Annotated in this window: 15 protein-coding genes and 1 riboswitch; of the genes, 7 read left to right on the top strand and 8 right to left on the bottom strand. The window is 39.5% G+C overall.

All coding sequences use genetic code 11. The annotated features are described in order from the left end of the window. Window positions 1–21 precede the first annotated feature (21 nt). On the top strand, window positions 22–1,221 hold the full coding sequence (locus BQ5321_RS13130; protein ID WP_071394913.1) for an MFS transporter: 1,200 nt from the start codon (window positions 22–24) through the stop codon (window positions 1,219–1,221). A gap of 45 nt (window positions 1,222–1,266) precedes the next feature. Here BQ5321_RS13130 and BQ5321_RS13125 read toward each other — a convergent pair whose 3' ends face one another. Further along, window positions 1,267–1,449 (bottom strand): YozQ family protein, encoded by a 183-nt coding sequence (locus tag BQ5321_RS13125; RefSeq protein WP_139187798.1) that lies wholly within the window; start codon window positions 1,447–1,449, stop codon window positions 1,267–1,269. Between the two features lie 156 nt (window positions 1,450–1,605). Between BQ5321_RS13125 and BQ5321_RS13120 the strand changes: the two genes are divergently transcribed. Further along, a complete protein-coding gene (locus tag BQ5321_RS13120) occupies window positions 1,606–1,968 on the top strand; it encodes a YuzC family spore coat inner layer protein (RefSeq protein ID WP_139187797.1) in 363 nt (120 codons plus the stop codon). 202 nt (window positions 1,969–2,170) lie between these two features. After that, on the top strand, window positions 2,171–2,935 hold the full coding sequence (locus tag BQ5321_RS13115) for an NRDE family protein (protein WP_071394911.1): 765 nt from the start codon (window positions 2,171–2,173) through the stop codon (window positions 2,933–2,935). A gap of 93 nt (window positions 2,936–3,028) precedes the next feature. Here BQ5321_RS13115 and BQ5321_RS13110 read toward each other — a convergent pair whose 3' ends face one another. The 4 genes from BQ5321_RS13110 to BQ5321_RS13095 form a co-directional block, all read right to left on the bottom strand. After that, the gene (locus BQ5321_RS13110; protein WP_071396903.1) at window positions 3,029–3,736 is read right to left on the bottom strand and encodes an NAD-dependent deacylase; all 708 of its coding nucleotides are present in this window, start codon (window positions 3,734–3,736) and stop codon (window positions 3,029–3,031) included. Window positions 3,737–3,785: 49 nt separating this feature from the next. After that, on the bottom strand, window positions 3,786–4,931 hold the full coding sequence (locus BQ5321_RS13105; protein WP_071394910.1) for an ABC transporter permease: 1,146 nt from the start codon (window positions 4,929–4,931) through the stop codon (window positions 3,786–3,788). After that, window positions 4,924–5,637: an ABC transporter ATP-binding protein gene (locus BQ5321_RS13100; protein WP_071394909.1), complete on the bottom strand. Its 714-nt coding sequence runs from the start codon at window positions 5,635–5,637 to the stop codon at window positions 4,924–4,926. The genes BQ5321_RS13105 and BQ5321_RS13100 overlap by 8 nt, the downstream gene beginning before the upstream one ends. A 102-nt stretch (window positions 5,638–5,739) precedes the next feature. Continuing rightward, a complete protein-coding gene (locus tag BQ5321_RS13095; RefSeq protein ID WP_071394908.1) occupies window positions 5,740–6,882 on the bottom strand; it encodes an AbrB family transcriptional regulator in 1,143 nt (380 codons plus the stop codon). A gap of 158 nt (window positions 6,883–7,040) precedes the next feature. Between BQ5321_RS13095 and BQ5321_RS13090 the strand changes: the two genes are divergently transcribed. Continuing rightward, window positions 7,041–7,487, top strand: a complete 447-nt coding sequence (locus BQ5321_RS13090; RefSeq protein ID WP_071394907.1) for a DUF6376 family protein — start codon at window positions 7,041–7,043, stop codon at window positions 7,485–7,487. Window positions 7,488–7,560: 73 nt separating this feature from the next. Here BQ5321_RS13090 and BQ5321_RS13085 read toward each other — a convergent pair whose 3' ends face one another. After that, window positions 7,561–8,184: a DUF421 domain-containing protein gene (locus BQ5321_RS13085; protein WP_071394906.1), complete on the bottom strand. Its 624-nt coding sequence runs from the start codon at window positions 8,182–8,184 to the stop codon at window positions 7,561–7,563. Window positions 8,185–8,668: 484 nt separating this feature from the next. Between BQ5321_RS13085 and BQ5321_RS13080 the strand changes: the two genes are divergently transcribed. After that, complete coding sequence (locus tag BQ5321_RS13080) at window positions 8,669–9,295, top strand: class I SAM-dependent methyltransferase (RefSeq protein ID WP_071394905.1); 627 nt, start codon at window positions 8,669–8,671, stop codon at window positions 9,293–9,295. A gap of 67 nt (window positions 9,296–9,362) precedes the next feature. Then, window positions 9,363–9,471: riboswitch (TPP riboswitch) on the top strand. A gap of 267 nt (window positions 9,472–9,738) precedes the next feature. Further along, entirely contained in the window at window positions 9,739–10,242 is a 504-nt protein-coding gene (thiW, locus tag BQ5321_RS13075; RefSeq protein ID WP_071394904.1) for an energy coupling factor transporter S component ThiW, read from the top strand. Window positions 10,243–10,325: 83 nt separating this feature from the next. Here the strand turns inward: thiW and BQ5321_RS13070 are convergent, their stop codons facing one another. Beyond that, window positions 10,326–11,162: a methyl-accepting chemotaxis protein gene (locus tag BQ5321_RS13070; protein ID WP_071394903.1), complete on the bottom strand. Its 837-nt coding sequence runs from the start codon at window positions 11,160–11,162 to the stop codon at window positions 10,326–10,328. Between the two features lie 373 nt (window positions 11,163–11,535). Here BQ5321_RS13070 and BQ5321_RS13065 point away from each other — a divergent pair, with 373 nt between their 5' ends. Further along, complete coding sequence (locus BQ5321_RS13065; protein WP_071394902.1) at window positions 11,536–13,506, top strand: CoA-disulfide reductase; 1,971 nt, start codon at window positions 11,536–11,538, stop codon at window positions 13,504–13,506. A 61-nt stretch (window positions 13,507–13,567) separates the two neighbouring features. On the opposite strand, the gene BQ5321_RS13060 is transcribed toward BQ5321_RS13065, so the two are convergent. Beyond that, entirely contained in the window at window positions 13,568–15,886 is a 2,319-nt protein-coding gene (locus BQ5321_RS13060; protein ID WP_071394901.1) for a thiamine pyrophosphate-dependent enzyme, read from the bottom strand. Window positions 15,887–15,908 lie beyond the last annotated feature (22 nt).

Here is a 15,908-nt window from a genome sequence, read left to right as displayed (position 1 = left end):
CAACATGATGGAGGCTTCAATATGACGAAAAAAAGTATTTCTCAGAAAAAGTTGCTGAGCGTAGCAGGACTTGGATGGATGTTCGATGCCATGGATGTCGGGATGCTTTCGTTTATCATCGCTGCACTTTCAGCTGACTGGGGATTATCGCCAGGACAGATGGGCTGGATTGGCAGTGTTAATTCAATCGGTATGGCTGTTGGAGCATTTTTATTTGGCATTATGGCAGATCGGATAGGGCGGAAGAATATTTTTATCATTACCCTGCTTATGTTTTCTCTAGCCAGCGGCTTTTCAGCATTCACGACAACCCTGTCTGCATTCCTTGTTTTACGTTTTATTGTGGGGATGGGACTTGGTGGTGAACTACCGGTTGCCTCAACACTCGTTTCCGAAAGCGTACCGGCAAAAGATCGTGGTCGTGTCATCGTTTTACTGGAAAGCTTCTGGGCGTTTGGCTGGCTGCTTGCTGCATTAATCTCTTACTTTGTCATTCCATCCTACGGATGGGAAATTGCGCTCATTATCAGCGCTCTACCTGCCCTTTATGCTTTATATCTACGATTGAAATTGCCCGATTCTCCAGCCTTTTCACCTAATAAAATGAAAAAAAGGACAGCCTGGCAAAACATTACCGAGGTATGGTCAAAGGAGTACGCTCGCTCGACCTTTGTCCTGTGGGTGCTTTGGTTCACAGTAGTCTTTTCCTACTACGGAATGTTTCTTTGGCTTCCAAGCGTGATGGTTATGAAGGGGTTTAGTATGATCCAGAGCTTTGAATATGTGCTGATCATGACACTAGCACAGCTGCCCGGATATTATTCTGCTGCCTGGTTAATAGAAAGGATGGGACGAAAATTTGTTCTTGTTACCTATTTATTAGGCACCGCAGCCTCAGCGCTTGCCTTTGGGAATGCAGAGTCTACTTTCATGCTGATGCTTTCAGGAGTTTTATTGTCATTCTTTAATCTTGGCGCCTGGGGTGCTCTATATGCTTATAGCCCTGAACAGTATCCTGCTGTTATCCGCGGAACCGGATCAGGTATGGCAGCAGCGGTCGGCAGAGTGGGAGGAATCCTAGGTCCGCTCCTCGTAGGTACTCTTGTCAGTGCTGACTATTCTATTTCGTATATTTTTACGATTTTCTGCATTAGCATTGTGATTGGCGTAGCTGCCGTTGCGTTTTTTGGCAAAGAAACCCGACAACTGGAGCTTACTTAAAAAACCGCTCACCAGAGATTTCTCTGGTAAGCGGTTTTTTATATATTATTTGTCACCCTTATCTTGATTGGAAGGGTCATGTGTGAGAATGTCACCCACCATATACGCATCACTCACTTGTTCATGTGTTTCCGCTAACCCTTGAGACTCCTGATTTTGCTTTTCATAATCACCTGAATCATAAATTTTATTAACTGGTTTAAAAGAATTCCCTTTTGCTTTACTCATATCTAATTCCTCCTTTTTAATAGCTTTTTCAAAATGAAGAACCATTCCTCTTGAATATGGATGACTTAAATTTTGGATAACCGATAACGGCTATTACCGAAATAAGCTGTCATGCATATAGTTATATAAATTCTTAAAGAGAGGATGTTTCCTTATATGTATTATTATCAACCAAATTATTATTATCATCCTTATTACTATCCTGTGTATGTGTCATATCGTCAAAGTTTACCGGTTGATCCAACTATTCTTTATCAATCAGCAAATCAAACCAAAACACTGATGAAGGAAGGGAGTATGGTATTGAATAAGTTAGCGGATTCAAAGGAATTTGATAAGAAATTGATGTCTGCAGCCCAGATATCAGATACAGAAGAGGTTAAGCGATTAATTCAATCCATTGGTATTACCTCCGATATTGATATTAATTTTAATCCAGATGGATTACGACTTGAGTTTAAATCCAAAGCAGAGCATACGGAATGCTGTAGACTGTTGATTTCATTACGTTGGAATTGAAATAGACAATGTTTGAATACACAAGAAAAGGGGAGGGAAACAATCCTACAAAACGTTATTGTTTCCTTCAGTGTCTTTTCCATCCATGTTATTTAGGATTTAACCATGCAAAATACGGACAATTTGCAAAGAAGTTTGTTAAAATAGACCATAACATCTAAGCATAGCGATCAAGCTAAAAAGAATAAAGGCTGTGAAAAAAATGTGTTTAATTTTATTTGCCTATCATGTACATCCAACCTATAAGCTAATTGTTGCAGCAAACAGAGACGAATTCTATCAAAGACCGACAGAGCCTGCCCATTTATGGGAAGACAAGCCATTTATTCTTGCCGGACGTGACCTTGAAAAAATGGGCACTTGGATGGGTGTTACGAAAAAGGGGCGATTTTCAGCATTGACGAACTACAGAGACCCTCGTGAGTTTTCACTAAACCTCCGTTCACGCGGTGAATTGGTGGCAGATGCACTGCAATCTCAGGATCATTTACATACCTATATGAAGCAGTTAATGACGAAAAAAGAACAGTACCCCGGTTTTAATTTATTAGCGGGAGATCTCCATCAATTGTACTACTATTCCAACAAAAATGACCGAATACACACTTTAAAACCGGGTATTTATGGGGTCAGTAATCATTTACTCGATACAGAATGGCCGAAGGTTCAAAAGGGGAAGACAGGTTTGTCTGCCATCATAGCGAAACAGGAAGGCGATATGGTGGAAGAGCTATTTACGCTTCTGCAAGATTCAGATCATGCTCCAGACCATCTGCTTCCGAATACAGGTGTCCCATTAGATATAGAAAGAATGCTTTCAGCTATGTATATTAAAAGCGATGATTATGGGACAAGAAGCTCCACTGTGATTAGAATGACTGAAGCTGAAATTTCTTTTCATGAACGAATGTTTAACTCAGAAGGAACGAAGAATCAAGAATACACGATTCAGATCGAGCAAGATTAGGAATCTAAGGTTGAAAAAGACAGTCTAGTGATAAAGGAAAAAAAGAAAAAACGGACTCAGCTTGTCCGTTTTTTCTTTTTCAGTCCGATTCTTTTATTTGGTATCCAGCTCTGCAAGAAGCTCGCCAATTTTCCTGTCATGAATCACTTCATCTGCATAAATATCAAAATCGGTTTTTTCCATATTGACAATAACTAGCTTTGATCCATGTTCCTTGGCAATCAGTGGAAATTGATTGGCAGGGGTCACGCTTAAAGACGAGCCTAACACGATAAATAGCTCCGCTCTCATTGCTTGCTCATAGGCCGTTTGAAAGGCTGGCTCGGGTAGTGATTCACCAAATAATATGATCGAAGGACGAAGCACACCACCACAGGAACAATAATATTCCTGATGGATGTATTCCTCGCTGCTGTATTCCTTGCCACAGGACTGACAGTGCAGCTTTTGCAAGGTTCCATGAAGCTCTGCCACATTTTCGCTGCCTGCCTGCTGGTGGAAGCCATCAACATTTTGCGTTATCAAATATTGCAGCAATCCTTGCTTTTCCCAATCAGCTAAGATAAAATGCCCCTTATGCGGCTTGTATTCCTTCACGCCTAAGACTCTCTCGCGATAAAAGGCAATAAATTCCTGAACATTATTATTTAAAGCTGTTGTACTGGCTATTTTGCTCGGATCCTTCTTATTCCACATCCCTTGCTTTGAAGAGCGGAAGTCAGGTAAACCACTTTCGGTTGACATTCCTGCACCAGTAAAAACAACGGTATAGCTTGATTCACGTAACCATTTTTTCAACATCATGATTGATATCCCCTTACTTCATTATCTTGCCTTCATTTTAAGATAACTAAAACAGATTCACAATCAATATCACAGATAATAAACAAATTGCCGGTAGAGTTAAAACGAGACAAGCTTGCTTTCGAGCAGAAAAGAAGGCATCATGATTTTCGTATTGTCTGCCAATCGGGTTCGTGAGTATCACTTTATCCCATACATGACCTGCCCAGATCCAAATAAAATACCAAAACCCAAGTAATAAGATTAGCTTTAAGTAAAGAGGTGGAATAAGGATAATCGCTAGAGCCGTTACGGCAAAAAGCTTATAATATCCGCCAAAATAGCTTGAATTACGCAAAATGACTTTAAAAAATAATTCAAGAAACCCAAAGGTAGCAAGATTCCGTTTAAAGAGTCGCTTTGATTGTGGAAATAACAGCGGTCTCGTTCTTTTTATGATTTTGGGCTTTTCAAGCTCGGGAGCTGCCCCGAAGACCAATTGAACATAGCGCATAAATTCTTCATTTTCCTTAGCTACTTCTTGATAGAAGTATTTAGTAGTATGAAGCCTGCGATAGGATAAAAAGAATGATATCACGATAAAAATGAGTGCTATACCAATCAGATAAGCAGGCATGTACACATATTGAGAAAAGGACAAAAGGGTAGCCGCTAAGAAGAATAGAAACAGAAGAGTTAAAAGCAGTTTCTCTAACCAGCCCTGCAAATACATGGAAAATATCATTTTAATCGACATGATGAAGGAAGAAAACCCGATAAACAACAGCATAAAACAGAACACTTCCGTTATGGAAAACGAATATTTATGAGATAAGAATGGTAATACTAATAGAACAGCTAGTAGAATCGACACGACATTCTTGATAAAGGAATAACCATATGCCCATTTCTTCAGTTGGAAATATTTCTGTTTATATTTAAGTAGAAAGACCTCATCCGCTTCCTTCACAAAAGAGCGGTACTGGCTGGACCAAGAAACGATAAAAACGATAGACGCAAGCCCCGGCAAAACAACAAATTCACTCCAATCTGGAAGCTCTATCCACCACGACCGATAGGTAAACCCAGCCATGAAGACAGCTGGAATGGTCATATACAGCATAACGGTCCAGTCCATAACCATTTTTATCACTTTAGATTGAAATCGAAAATCCTGTAGCAGCCGGTTGAATAGAAATGCTAAACTACTCATGATTCTTACCTTCTATTAAATGATGAAAGCACTCAAATAGGGAGCCGTCCGGCCGTTCACAGATTTCACGAAACTTCTCTAGTGTTCCAAGTGCAAGCTGTTGTCCATGGTCGATTAAGACAAACCGATCACAAACTTTTTCCGCTGTATCCAATACATGGGTACACATTAAGATGCCTACACCTCGTTGGCTTTCCTCCAGGATTAAATCTAGCAGTAATTTTGTTGCTATTGGATCCAAGCCCATAAACGGTTCATCAATAATGAGCAAATCTGGCTTTATCATTAGGGCAAGGATAATCATTGCTTTTTGCTGCATTCCTTTTGAATATGTACCAGGTAATTCATGGAGATGGTTTGTTAGCTTGAATTTCTCTAATAACGGTGTTACCCGAGCTTTCACTATTTCCTCGGGCAGCTCTTCTACAGCTGCAATAAAATGAATATGCTCCTGTAGTGTTAATTCATCATAAAAGACAGGACGCTCAGGAAGATAGGCTGTAGCAATACCTTCTTTTAACCTAATGTCACCCTCTAAAAAGGGAATATAGCCAAGAATGCTTTTAATCGTTGTACTTTTTCCTGCTCCGTTGGCTCCAATTAAGCCGATTAATTCACCTTTATGTATAGAAAACTCGAGATTTTGAATCTTTGTTTCCCCTGGTTCATATCCAGCTTCCTTGATTTTTATTGAAATAAGTGACATAATCATTCCTCCTGACATACATTACGATGCAGCGAAATAAAAAGTTTCATATTATTCTAAAAAAGGGGATGTCCCAAATCGGGACATCCTCTTTTTAATTGATTAGATAGATATTTGTGATTTTGAATTCTTTTCTTTCTCAAGGTCTTTTCGATTTAATAATCTAAAAAATGGAGGCAGCACCAGGATAACGAAAACAATCCGTAGCACTTGAACGGCGACAACAAAGGTAGAATCTGCTTGTAGAATAACCGCCGTTGTCGACATTTCTGCTACTCCACCTGGAGCAAAAGCAAGTATAGAAGTGATGAGTGAAATGCCTGTAACCTGTGAAACGAAAACGGCACAGAGGAACATAGCAATAATTAATCCGACCGTACCAATAAAGGCCACCAATACGGTTCTTCCAACCCCTATAAACATACTCTTTTGGAAACGGGAACCTACACTAGCTGCAATAAATACCTGTGATAAAATCATGAATAGTGCTGGCCACCAAATGGCCAAATCATGTCCAGTATAAAATGAATAGACACTTTGAAATATGGCTACGAAAAGCATCCCACCCACTAACCATGGTGCAGGAATCTTAAGAAGCTTGCCAACGTAATAGCCGGCCAAAGCTGCTAGCCCCAATAATACCGTGCCGAAGAGCTGGCTCAATGAAAACCCGCTTGAAATCAGGGTGTTTTCGACTGCCATGGTAGATTTCAGTGGAGCGGCGAGCCATGCCGAAACAATCACCGGGATGGTTAAAACCGTTAAAAACACTCGCATGGTTTGAATAATACTAACGATTGCTGTATTCGCACCAACCTCATCAGCAATCCCTGGTAAGGTAGCAATCCCCCCAGGTGCAGTGGCAAAGAAGCTTGTGATCATATCTGTCTTACTATACCTCCATAACAACAAACCAGAAAGCATTGAAAAACCAATTGAGAGAAGAAGCATAATCGAAATGGTTATCCAATTTTCACTAAAAATATGTAGGATCGAGTAATTAATTTGCTTTCCAAGCTCAATCGCTAACAGCCATTGACCAATATTCAGCCAGCTAACAGGAAGCCCCTTGGGGGAACTGGTCATCCTCAGCCACTCAGGCTGTCGAAAGCATAGCAGAGCAGCTAAAATAATGGTTCCGAGCATCCAACCAATCCCAAGACCTGTCAAAGAAAGTAAAAAGCCACCCATACTGCTGACTAAAATAAATAATATACTGTGATACAAGTTTTGGTTTTGTTTCATATAATACCTTCTTTTTTGTTTATGGATGTCTTTCCATTTAATATGTATTAATATAGTACATTTTTAAAAATAAAGAAACCAAATTGATTTATTATTGGCTTCTTTTCGAGTTTGCGAAATTTTCATGTTACTATTAATAGTAACGAGGAGGGGGAAAAATGAGAAAACTGATATCAGTGATCACAATAAGCTGTCTGCTGTTTTTGAGCGGGTGCTCATTGATTAGCGAGGTTAATAGTACGGTCGAATATGCAAATGAGGCAACAGAATATATGAATACCGTGAAAGATTTTTCTAGCCAAATACCAACATTAGCAAAAGAAGCTGTCGTAGATGCTAGCGCCATGGAAAGCTTAGAAAGTGAATTGCAATCGATGAAGGACGAAATTGAAAGGTTTAATGAAATGGAACCACCTTCCATTGCAACTGAGATTCATAGCCAAATCGTCAGTTCAAATACTAAGCTTTCAGAGGGTATCGATGTTTATTTAACTAATGTAGAAAATGGCACACTAAATCCTGATATCCTTGAGGATACAGGCCTTTTAACCACCATAACCGAAATCACCAGTTTGATGGAAAATATTGAGCAGCTTATAAACTAGAAGTGCTGACGTGATTAAAAGTCAGGAAGTGCTGCAGGGAGATTATCTCTCTGCAGCACTTCCTGTTGGGCTATTATTGTAAATATTTTGGTGGAGACTTTTTATGGGATTTAGTGGCTACTTCCGAAAAAATATCATGCTTATTCTCTGAAGTATCTGTGTAAGTCTCTGGTTTCGCCTGGGGATTTAACAGTAGAAGGATGCTTTGGACATCTTGCTGCAGCTGCTGAAATTCCTTTTTTGTCACTGGCTGTGCCTCTGTTTTTAATTCATAACCAATTTGTCCATTAGGTTCTAGAGTAGCCCATTTTACATCATGAATCGAGGAAATATTCAGCTGTCTTAATTTCATTTCTAATTGATCAATCGTGAACCTTAATTTTCTTAAGTTCTTCTCATGTATCGTTCCATTCTCGATAATTATTTTTGATTTCCCTGTAATGAACTTTTCAACACTATCTATTTTAAGCTGAGCATATTCCATTACGACCAAGGTAATAACAAGCGTAGTTCCTACACCCAGTGTTGTCCAAATGCTTTTCCCTGCTAGCGGCTGTATTAATAGGGAACCAATTCCAATCATGATGACCGTTTGGGCAAGGGTCATCTGTGAAATGGACTTTCGTCCTGCAATTCTAAGCAGCAATGTTCCTCCAAAAACAATTAAAATCGACTTCCATATCCAATTCAAATCCATACAATAAAAACTCCTTTTATAACAATATTGTTATTCTTTTCCAATAACTAGCATCCGTAACGGCGAGGGAAATTATTCTTTTCCCAACACTTATATTCCGCCATAATCATCTTTTTTTTGTATCGCGTGACGAGTCTATTAGCGGTATATGGGAATATTCAATAGAAAACTCTGATAATTCCCTGTAGGATTGATAAAATTTATTAATTTAATAGTAACAATCTATTACAACAGAATTATTATTACGACAAAAACAACCTGATTTTTGCAAGATAAGGTATTGTTTGTGTAGGAAAATGTAATATTCTGCGCTTGCCCAGGAAATTTTCCTGTTGTTCCACGATTTTAGCAGAAATTGCTATCCAAGTAGCTAGATATTTGTTCGCATAATCCTTTGGGGTAAAGCTTAAAACATGAGAAGTTTGCCGTCCTTTGCTACAATATGATTCAAAGTATGATTTTTATTTTAAGGGGTATAAAAATAATGACGAATCCATGGAATAAACGTTTTAGCGCTGAAAACTATGTATATGGAACAGAACCCAATGTATTTTTAGCGGAATACCAGAACAAGCTTCAGTTAACTGGAGATGCTTTAGCCATTGCAGAGGGGGAGGGGCGTAATGCCGTCTATTTAGCACAGCAAGGGATGAACGTTACAGCCTGGGACTATGCTGAAGCAGGACTAGAAAAAACAAAAAAGCTAGCGGAAAAACGTGGTGTTGAAGTTACAACAGAGCTTATGGATTTAAATGAAGCAGACTGGAAAAGCAATCGTTGGGATGAGATTGTCTGTATCTTTGGACACCTGCCAACTGAATTAAGGCTGAAGACATTAAAGGGTGTAAAGGATGCGATTAAACCAGGTGGCTATTTTGTATCTGAGGTATACTCCACCTATCAAATTCCTTATGAAAGTGGCGGACCTAAGGATATTGAACTGCTATATAGACCGGAGGATATGATCCAGACCTTTTCAGATTGGCGGATTTGCCACTTTTTTATGGGAGAGGTTGTACGTCATGAAGGAGACTTACACAACGGGTTAGCTCATGTGATCCAGTTTATTGGTCAAAAACCAGGGCAAGAAGATGGGAAACTATTAAAATGAAAAGGAGATATTTCCTTTACATTATTTGCTGGCCATCGTATGATAATAAAAGATTTATAATATCTTGAACAACTACTAGGGGTGCCCTTTAAAGGGCTGAGAGAAAAACGAGTGTTTTTCAACCCTTCGGACCTGATCCGGATAATTCCGGCGTAGGAAAGTAGGCTTTAATCACTTACTTTTGTTAACCAAAGCCGGGTCCTTATTGGGATTCGGCTTTTTAACTTCATTCAGCAAATGCTTTTTGTACCGAAAGCTTGCGACAGGTACAGAAGTCTTCCACTTCTACAAGTGGGGGTTCAAACCCCTGCTGAATGAAGTTAAGCCTCCGGCGGATGTCACGGATTTTTTTAAAGGTAGTTTATTGAGCGAGCTCGATAAAAATCCGGACGCAAATTCGACGGGCGAATTTGATTTTTTTTAACTGTAGAGAGGAGAAACGTATGAATAAAACATTGAAATTGACTATGACAGCTATGTTTGTGGCAATCGGTACATTAACGAGTCATCTCATCTATATTCCAATTGGTTTTACGAAGGTTTTCCCGATTCAACACTTCTTAAATGTATTATCTGCTGTTTTATTGGGTCCTGCCTATGCTGTACTACAGGCCTTTGCCGTATCCTTAATCAGGAATTTAATGGGCACTGGCTCCATCTTTGCTTTCCCAGGAAGTATGATTGGTGCACTATTAGCCGGATATTTATTTATGAAGACAAAGAAGCTAGCCTTTGCCTTTACCGGTGAAATTGTGGGGACTGGAATATTGGGCGGATTAGCCTGCTATCCGATTGCCACCCTGTTACTTGGTCAGAAGGCTGCACTCTTTGGCTTTATTCCGGCTTTTTTGGTTAGTTCTCTAGCTGGGAGCTTGATCGGGTTAATCCTGCTGAGTATGATGCTAAAAAACCCAGCCATTAAAGCTCTCCAACAGAGACATCTCTAGTACAACCTTTATCGTTGGATGAAAATGGAAAAAAGAACAGCCGATACAAGACAGGCTGTTCTCTTTTTTCGACATGAAATCTATTACAGACGATTGGATAATGCTAGTAATAGCTTAGAGATTTCTTCAAACTTAGATATTCGTGAGTTTATTTCCTTTGCCTTCTCTAATTGGTTGATAACGGTTGAATTAATGGCGGCCACTTCTTCCGTAATCGTTTGCAAATCAACCTGAAGATCCCGTAACGTTTTTTCGATTTCTACACTTGCATCGTTACTATGTCCCGATAGTTTTCTAATTTCATTTGCTACGACCCCGAACCCTTTTCCAACCTCGCCAATTCGAGCTGCTTCGATGGCGGCATTTAATCCAATTAACCTTGTCTGTGATGAGATGGATTTAATAGAATCAAGAATTTGATTCGTCTTTTTAAATTTATTATTGATTTCATCCGCCTTTCCTTGAAGCGTAATACTATCGTGATTCAATTGGGAGGCAACCTTTAAGAACAAATCAATAATATTTCCAACCTCATCACTAGAATCTGCCAACTCGATTGCACTTTTGTTTAAGCCTGTCCAGGTTTCAATATTCTTTGCTATGCCAACAGAACCAATGACATTTCGGTGCTCATCCATCAGTGGATAGCCATAAATTCTAACGGGAATTCCATAAAGGGAAGCATCCATATTTTTAGCAGCTGGTTTTTTTGTTCTCATAGCCTCAGCCATTGCTGATTTTGGATTCACGGGATCACCGGGAGAAATATTTAATTTAACCGTTTTTCCATCCTTTTGTATTATGAATTTTTCTGTATCTGTCACTGCAAAGCCCATGTCTGTCTGCATGATTTCTGCAATTGAAGGAGTTATCTTAATTAAAGCCTGCATTAAATCTTCACCAGTAGCTTTGATGTGCATCGGGTTCTCCTTTCTCTATGTCCGAATGATAAAAAAATAAGGAAATATTTTCTTCAAATATTATTATACAATAAAAAATATAGGAGTAATATGTGTGACCAAAGAATAATCAGAGAAGTGAAGGAATGGGACAATCGAGAAGACATAGCAGTCGTCTAAATAACAAAGATCGATTATAAAGACATAAAAAAGACACATTTTCAGCAAAACTTCACATTGACTTCATACCTACAAGGGTATATCATATGACTTGTAAGAGCGATTGACGTAACAAGTTCATATTGTATCAATTTATTTTTTTAATATATTTTATACCCATGCCGGTATATATCAAAAGCATCAAAATCATTTTATCTATAAGGAGGAAAACCTCGTGACACAGAAAGTAATTATCGTAGGTGGAGTAGCCGGTGGAGCTACAGCAGCAGCGAAATTAAGACGGATTAGTGAGAAGGTAGAAATTATTCTCATTGAACGTGGAGAATACGTTTCATTTGCCAACTGTGGTCTGCCATACTATATTGGTGAAACCATTACAGATAGAAGTAAGTTATTGGTACAAACTGTAGAGGGACTATCCACAAGATTTAATATGGATATCCGCAACTTAAGTGAAGTAACTAGCATACAGCCTGAAACAAAAACGGTCACCATTAAAAATCTACGTACAAAGGAAGAATATGAAGAAACATATGACAAATTATTATTATCACCAGGAGCCAGCCCTATTGTACCGCCCATTCCTGGCTTAAATGAGAATGAAACATTGTTTACGTTAAGAAATATTCCTGATACCGATAGGATAAAAGGCTATGTGGATGAGCAAAATCCGAAAAAGGCAGTTGTGGTTGGTGGTGGCTTTATTGGCATCGAAATGGCTGAAAACTTGGTAGACCGTGGGATTGAAGTGACCATTATCGAAATGGCTAATCAAGTAATGGCTCCGATTGATTACGAAATGGCTAGTATTTTACACAGCCACCTACAGGAAAAAGGGGTTCGGTTAATCCTAGAAAATGGTGTTCAATCATTTACTGATAATGGCAAAAAGGTTATTTTATCTGATGGTACAGTGGTCGAGACAGATATGACGATTCTTTCCATTGGCGTAAGACCTGAAAACGAGTTGGCAAAAAGTGCCGGATTGGAGCTAGGTGCACGTGGAGGTATTATCGTCAATGAATACCTCCAAACCTCGAACAGTGACATATATGCTGTTGGAGATGCGGTTGAAGTGGTCGATTATTTGAGCGGAACAAAGGCGATGATTCCACTTGCGGGTCCTGCAAATCGTCAAGGTCGGATTGCAGCCAATAATATGATGGGTAAGAAAGAACAGTACCAAGGAACACTAGGAACTTCTGTTGCCAAAGTGTTCGACCTAACGGTGGCTGCAACGGGAAACAATGAAAAATTATTAAAACGCCTGGAAGTACCATATGAGGTAGCACATATTCACCCAAGCTCCCATGCTGGCTACTACCCAGGTGCTGCGCAAATTTCCTTAAAGCTTATCTTTGATAAAGAAACGGGAAAAATCTTTGGTGCACAGGCAGTTGGTGCTGACGGGGTTGAAAAACGAATAGATGTTATAGCCACAGCGATTAAAGGTGGCTTGACCGTTGAGGATTTAACTCATTTAGAATTAGCCTATGCCCCTCCGTATTCTTCAGCAAAAGACCCTGTGAACATGGCAGGCTACGTTGCGACCAACTTAATGGACGGAGAATTAGAGCATATTCAATGGCATGAGGTTGATGAGATTGTTGCTAATGGAGAATTATTAATTGATGTTCGTGAACCTATGGAGCGAGAATTTGGCTATATTGAAGGCTCTATCAATATTCCATTAGATGAACTAAGAGATCGTTTATCAGAAATACCAACTGATAAGACTATTTATGTTAGCTGTCAGGTAGGCTTACGAGGCTATTTAGCCGCACGCATCCTACAGAGTCATGGCTATAAGGTAAAAAATGTTGATGGTGGTTGGAGAACCTATTCTTCTGTATTTGGAAGCAATCTCGAGGTTGATGCAGATATTACAATTAATGACTTAGGTGAGACTGTATTAACAAAAACAAAAGATGCCCAAGCAAATACCATTATAGATGATATAACAGCAGATTCAGTTGTAGATGTTACTGGCTTAACCTGTCCAATGCCGATTGTCAAGCTGAAAAAAGGAATGGAAGCTATCGGTAGCAATCAAATTTTAGAACTTCATGCTACTGATAAAGGAACATTAAATGACCTTCCTGCATGGTCAAAAAATGCTGGTCATTCCCTCCTAAAATCGGAGCAAGAAGGCAATGTGATTAAATTCTGGATTCAAAAGAAATAAGCTCTAATAGAAAGTCATACAAGGAAAGAGGCCGTCCAGTAGGATAGCCTCTTTCATATTTTTATAGATATGGACTTTCGTGTTTTGCCTTTAATTGATTCCAACGACGCTCTACTTCGTTTTCGAAATCTTTTAGCATGTCTTTGTTTTCTTCTTTTAACATATGCTTGGTTTTACCCATATGCTTTAACCATTCGCTCACTTCCACACGCTTCTTCTTATCCTCTGGATTATAAGTGATGGTTGTAACGCCTTTTTCCACTTCATAAAGTGGGAAGAAGCAAGCATTAACCGCAGCTTCAACAATCGATTGTCCTAGTGTTTCATTCGATTTCCAGTTAAGTGGGCAGGCAATAAGGATTTTTCCATATACCATACCGACATTATTGGCATACCATTGTGCTTTTGCCGCTTTCTTTAATAGATCACGATCAAAGGCCTCTGAACCTGTGAACACATAAGGAATATTCGTAGCCGCCATAATTTGCGCTGTATCCTTGTGGTGGAACGCTTTACCTGCTTGGTATGGTCCAACACCAGAAGTACTTGTCATATGTCCAAGTGGAGTGGAATAAGACAATTGGCTACCTGTGTTCATGTATCCTTCATTATCATACTCAATGATAATCATCTTGTGGTTACGTAAAGCTGTACCGATTGCAGGACCCATACCGATATCCATACCACCGTCACCAGTAACCATAACAAAAGTGAAATCATCACTTAAGCCAAGCTCATCAAACTCCCCACGGCGTTTTCTCTCATGGAACATTTCTACAACACCTGATAATGTCGCTGCACCATTTTGGAATAGGTTATGGATATAGGTTTGTTTATGTGAGCTGTAAGGATAGCCTGTTGTTACGATCATTCCACAGCCAGTATGGAATAAGACCACAATATCGCCTTCGATACCTTTAAAGAATAATTCTAAGCCAGAGAAGATACCACAGCCAGGGCATGCACCGTGTCCTGAAGATACACGTTTTGGCTTTTTCGTTAGTGCACGTAATGGTGGAATCTTTACTTTCAATTCGCCTGTTTCTTCATTTGGTGTAACTGTAATGAGACCAGTCGTTAAATCTTCCTTTTTCAATGGTTCTACACGGCGTTTTGGTGCTAATTCTGGGTTGCCTGGAGTATGTCCAAAGTAATCAAATGGCACTTCAACTTTATCTGCTTCTACCGCGTCGATTGCTAATTGGAAGAAAATCTCTGCATCATCAGCATAGAAGTCTTTACCACCTAGGCCGTAAACACGGTTAATGACTTTTGTGCTAGTGTTACCATGAGTTTGAAGGGCTGCTCTTACTTCAAGAGCCATGTTGCCACCATGTGCTCCGTATGAATCACCACGGTCACCAACCGTAATCGCCTTTACATTCTTTAACGCTTCAGCAATTTGCTTTTGCGGGAATGGACGAAGAATGTTAGGAGAAATCACCCCTGCTTTAATGCCTTTCGCACGAAGCTGATCAACAACATCCTTACATACTTCAGTTGCTGAATTTAGCATGAATACAGCTACTTCAGCATCTTCCATTTTATATAGGTCAAGGATAGGGTACTCACGACCAGTTAATTCAGCATATTCTTTTGCAATTCTTTCAAATACTTTTTCAGCATTATACATCGCTTCAGATTGCTGATAACGGTTGTTGATGGTATCAGGCTCATTCATATAAGCACCGATTGATACTGGGTTATCACGGTCTAATGCATGCGGATAGTTCGTTGGAACTGGTCCGATGAATTTTTGTACTTCGTTGTTATCTTTAATAACTTGTACACGTCTCTTTTGGTGAGAAGTGAAGTATCCATCATAAGAGACAATAACAGGTAAGCGAACCTCTGGGTCTTCCGCTAGTTTAATTGCCATAATATTCATATCGTAAACAACCTGTGCATCACGAGCCATAAGAATCGGCCAGCCAATATTTAAGGCAAAATAAAGGTCAGAGTGGTCACCATGGATGTTTAATGGGCCTGAAACGGAGCGGTTGACTAGGTTTAATACCATTGGCATACGAGTTCCTGATTGAACGGGTAATTGCTCTAGCATATATAAGAAACCGTTCGCGCTTGTTGCGTTAAATACACGACCGCCACCAGCTGCCGCACCATAACAAATCCCTGCAGAGCCATGCTCACCGTCAGCTGCAATTAATTTAATGTCATGCTGGCCTCTTGATTTCATTCCATCAAGGAACTGAGCAACTTCCGTAGAAGGGGAGATAGGGTAGTATCCCATGATATGATAGTTAATTTGGTGTGCAGCGTAGGCTGCCATTTCATTTCCTGATTCAAACACAATCGCCTGATCAACAGAGCCTTCTGATAGACCTGCTTTCTCTTTATCTATAATAATCTCTTTAGACATGTACGTAATCACCTTTCACTAT

This window comes from Bacillus tuaregi, assembly GCF_900104575.1.
Taxonomy (GTDB): Bacteria; Bacillota; Bacilli; order Bacillales; family Cytobacillaceae; genus Bacillus_BD; species Bacillus_BD tuaregi.
Note: the sequence above shows the minus strand (reverse complement) of the source record. Positions and strands in the feature narration are given on the sequence as shown.

Bases quoted from the DNA above. Each gene is read 5' to 3' on its own strand.
- BQ5321_RS13070 (WP_071394903.1), bottom strand. From the start codon at position 11,162: ATGCACATCAAAGCTACTGGTGAAGATTTAATGCAGGCTTTAATTAAG.
- BQ5321_RS13100 (WP_071394909.1), bottom strand. From the start codon at position 5,637: ATGTCACTTATTTCAATAAAAATCAAGGAAGCTGGATATGAACCAGGG.
- BQ5321_RS13115 (WP_071394911.1), top strand. From the start codon at position 2,171: ATGTGTTTAATTTTATTTGCCTATCATGTACATCCAACCTATAAGCTA.
- BQ5321_RS13095 (WP_071394908.1), bottom strand. From the start codon at position 6,882: ATGAAACAAAACCAAAACTTGTATCACAGTATATTATTTATTTTAGTC.
- BQ5321_RS13060 (WP_071394901.1), bottom strand. From the start codon at position 15,886: ATGTCTAAAGAGATTATTATAGATAAAGAGAAAGCAGGTCTATCAGAA.
- BQ5321_RS13090 (WP_071394907.1), top strand. From the start codon at position 7,041: ATGAGAAAACTGATATCAGTGATCACAATAAGCTGTCTGCTGTTTTTG.
- BQ5321_RS13125 (WP_139187798.1), bottom strand. From the start codon at position 1,449: ATGAGTAAAGCAAAAGGGAATTCTTTTAAACCAGTTAATAAAATTTAT.
- BQ5321_RS13105 (WP_071394910.1), bottom strand. From the start codon at position 4,931: ATGAGTAGTTTAGCATTTCTATTCAACCGGCTGCTACAGGATTTTCGA.
- BQ5321_RS13110 (WP_071396903.1), bottom strand. From the start codon at position 3,736: ATGTTGAAAAAATGGTTACGTGAATCAAGCTATACCGTTGTTTTTACT.
- BQ5321_RS13080 (WP_071394905.1), top strand. From the start codon at position 8,669: ATGACGAATCCATGGAATAAACGTTTTAGCGCTGAAAACTATGTATAT.
- BQ5321_RS13130 (WP_071394913.1), top strand. From the start codon at position 22: ATGACGAAAAAAAGTATTTCTCAGAAAAAGTTGCTGAGCGTAGCAGGA.
- thiW (WP_071394904.1), top strand. From the start codon at position 9,739: ATGAATAAAACATTGAAATTGACTATGACAGCTATGTTTGTGGCAATC.
- BQ5321_RS13120 (WP_139187797.1), top strand. From the start codon at position 1,606: ATGTATTATTATCAACCAAATTATTATTATCATCCTTATTACTATCCT.
- BQ5321_RS13085 (WP_071394906.1), bottom strand. From the start codon at position 8,184: ATGGATTTGAATTGGATATGGAAGTCGATTTTAATTGTTTTTGGAGGA.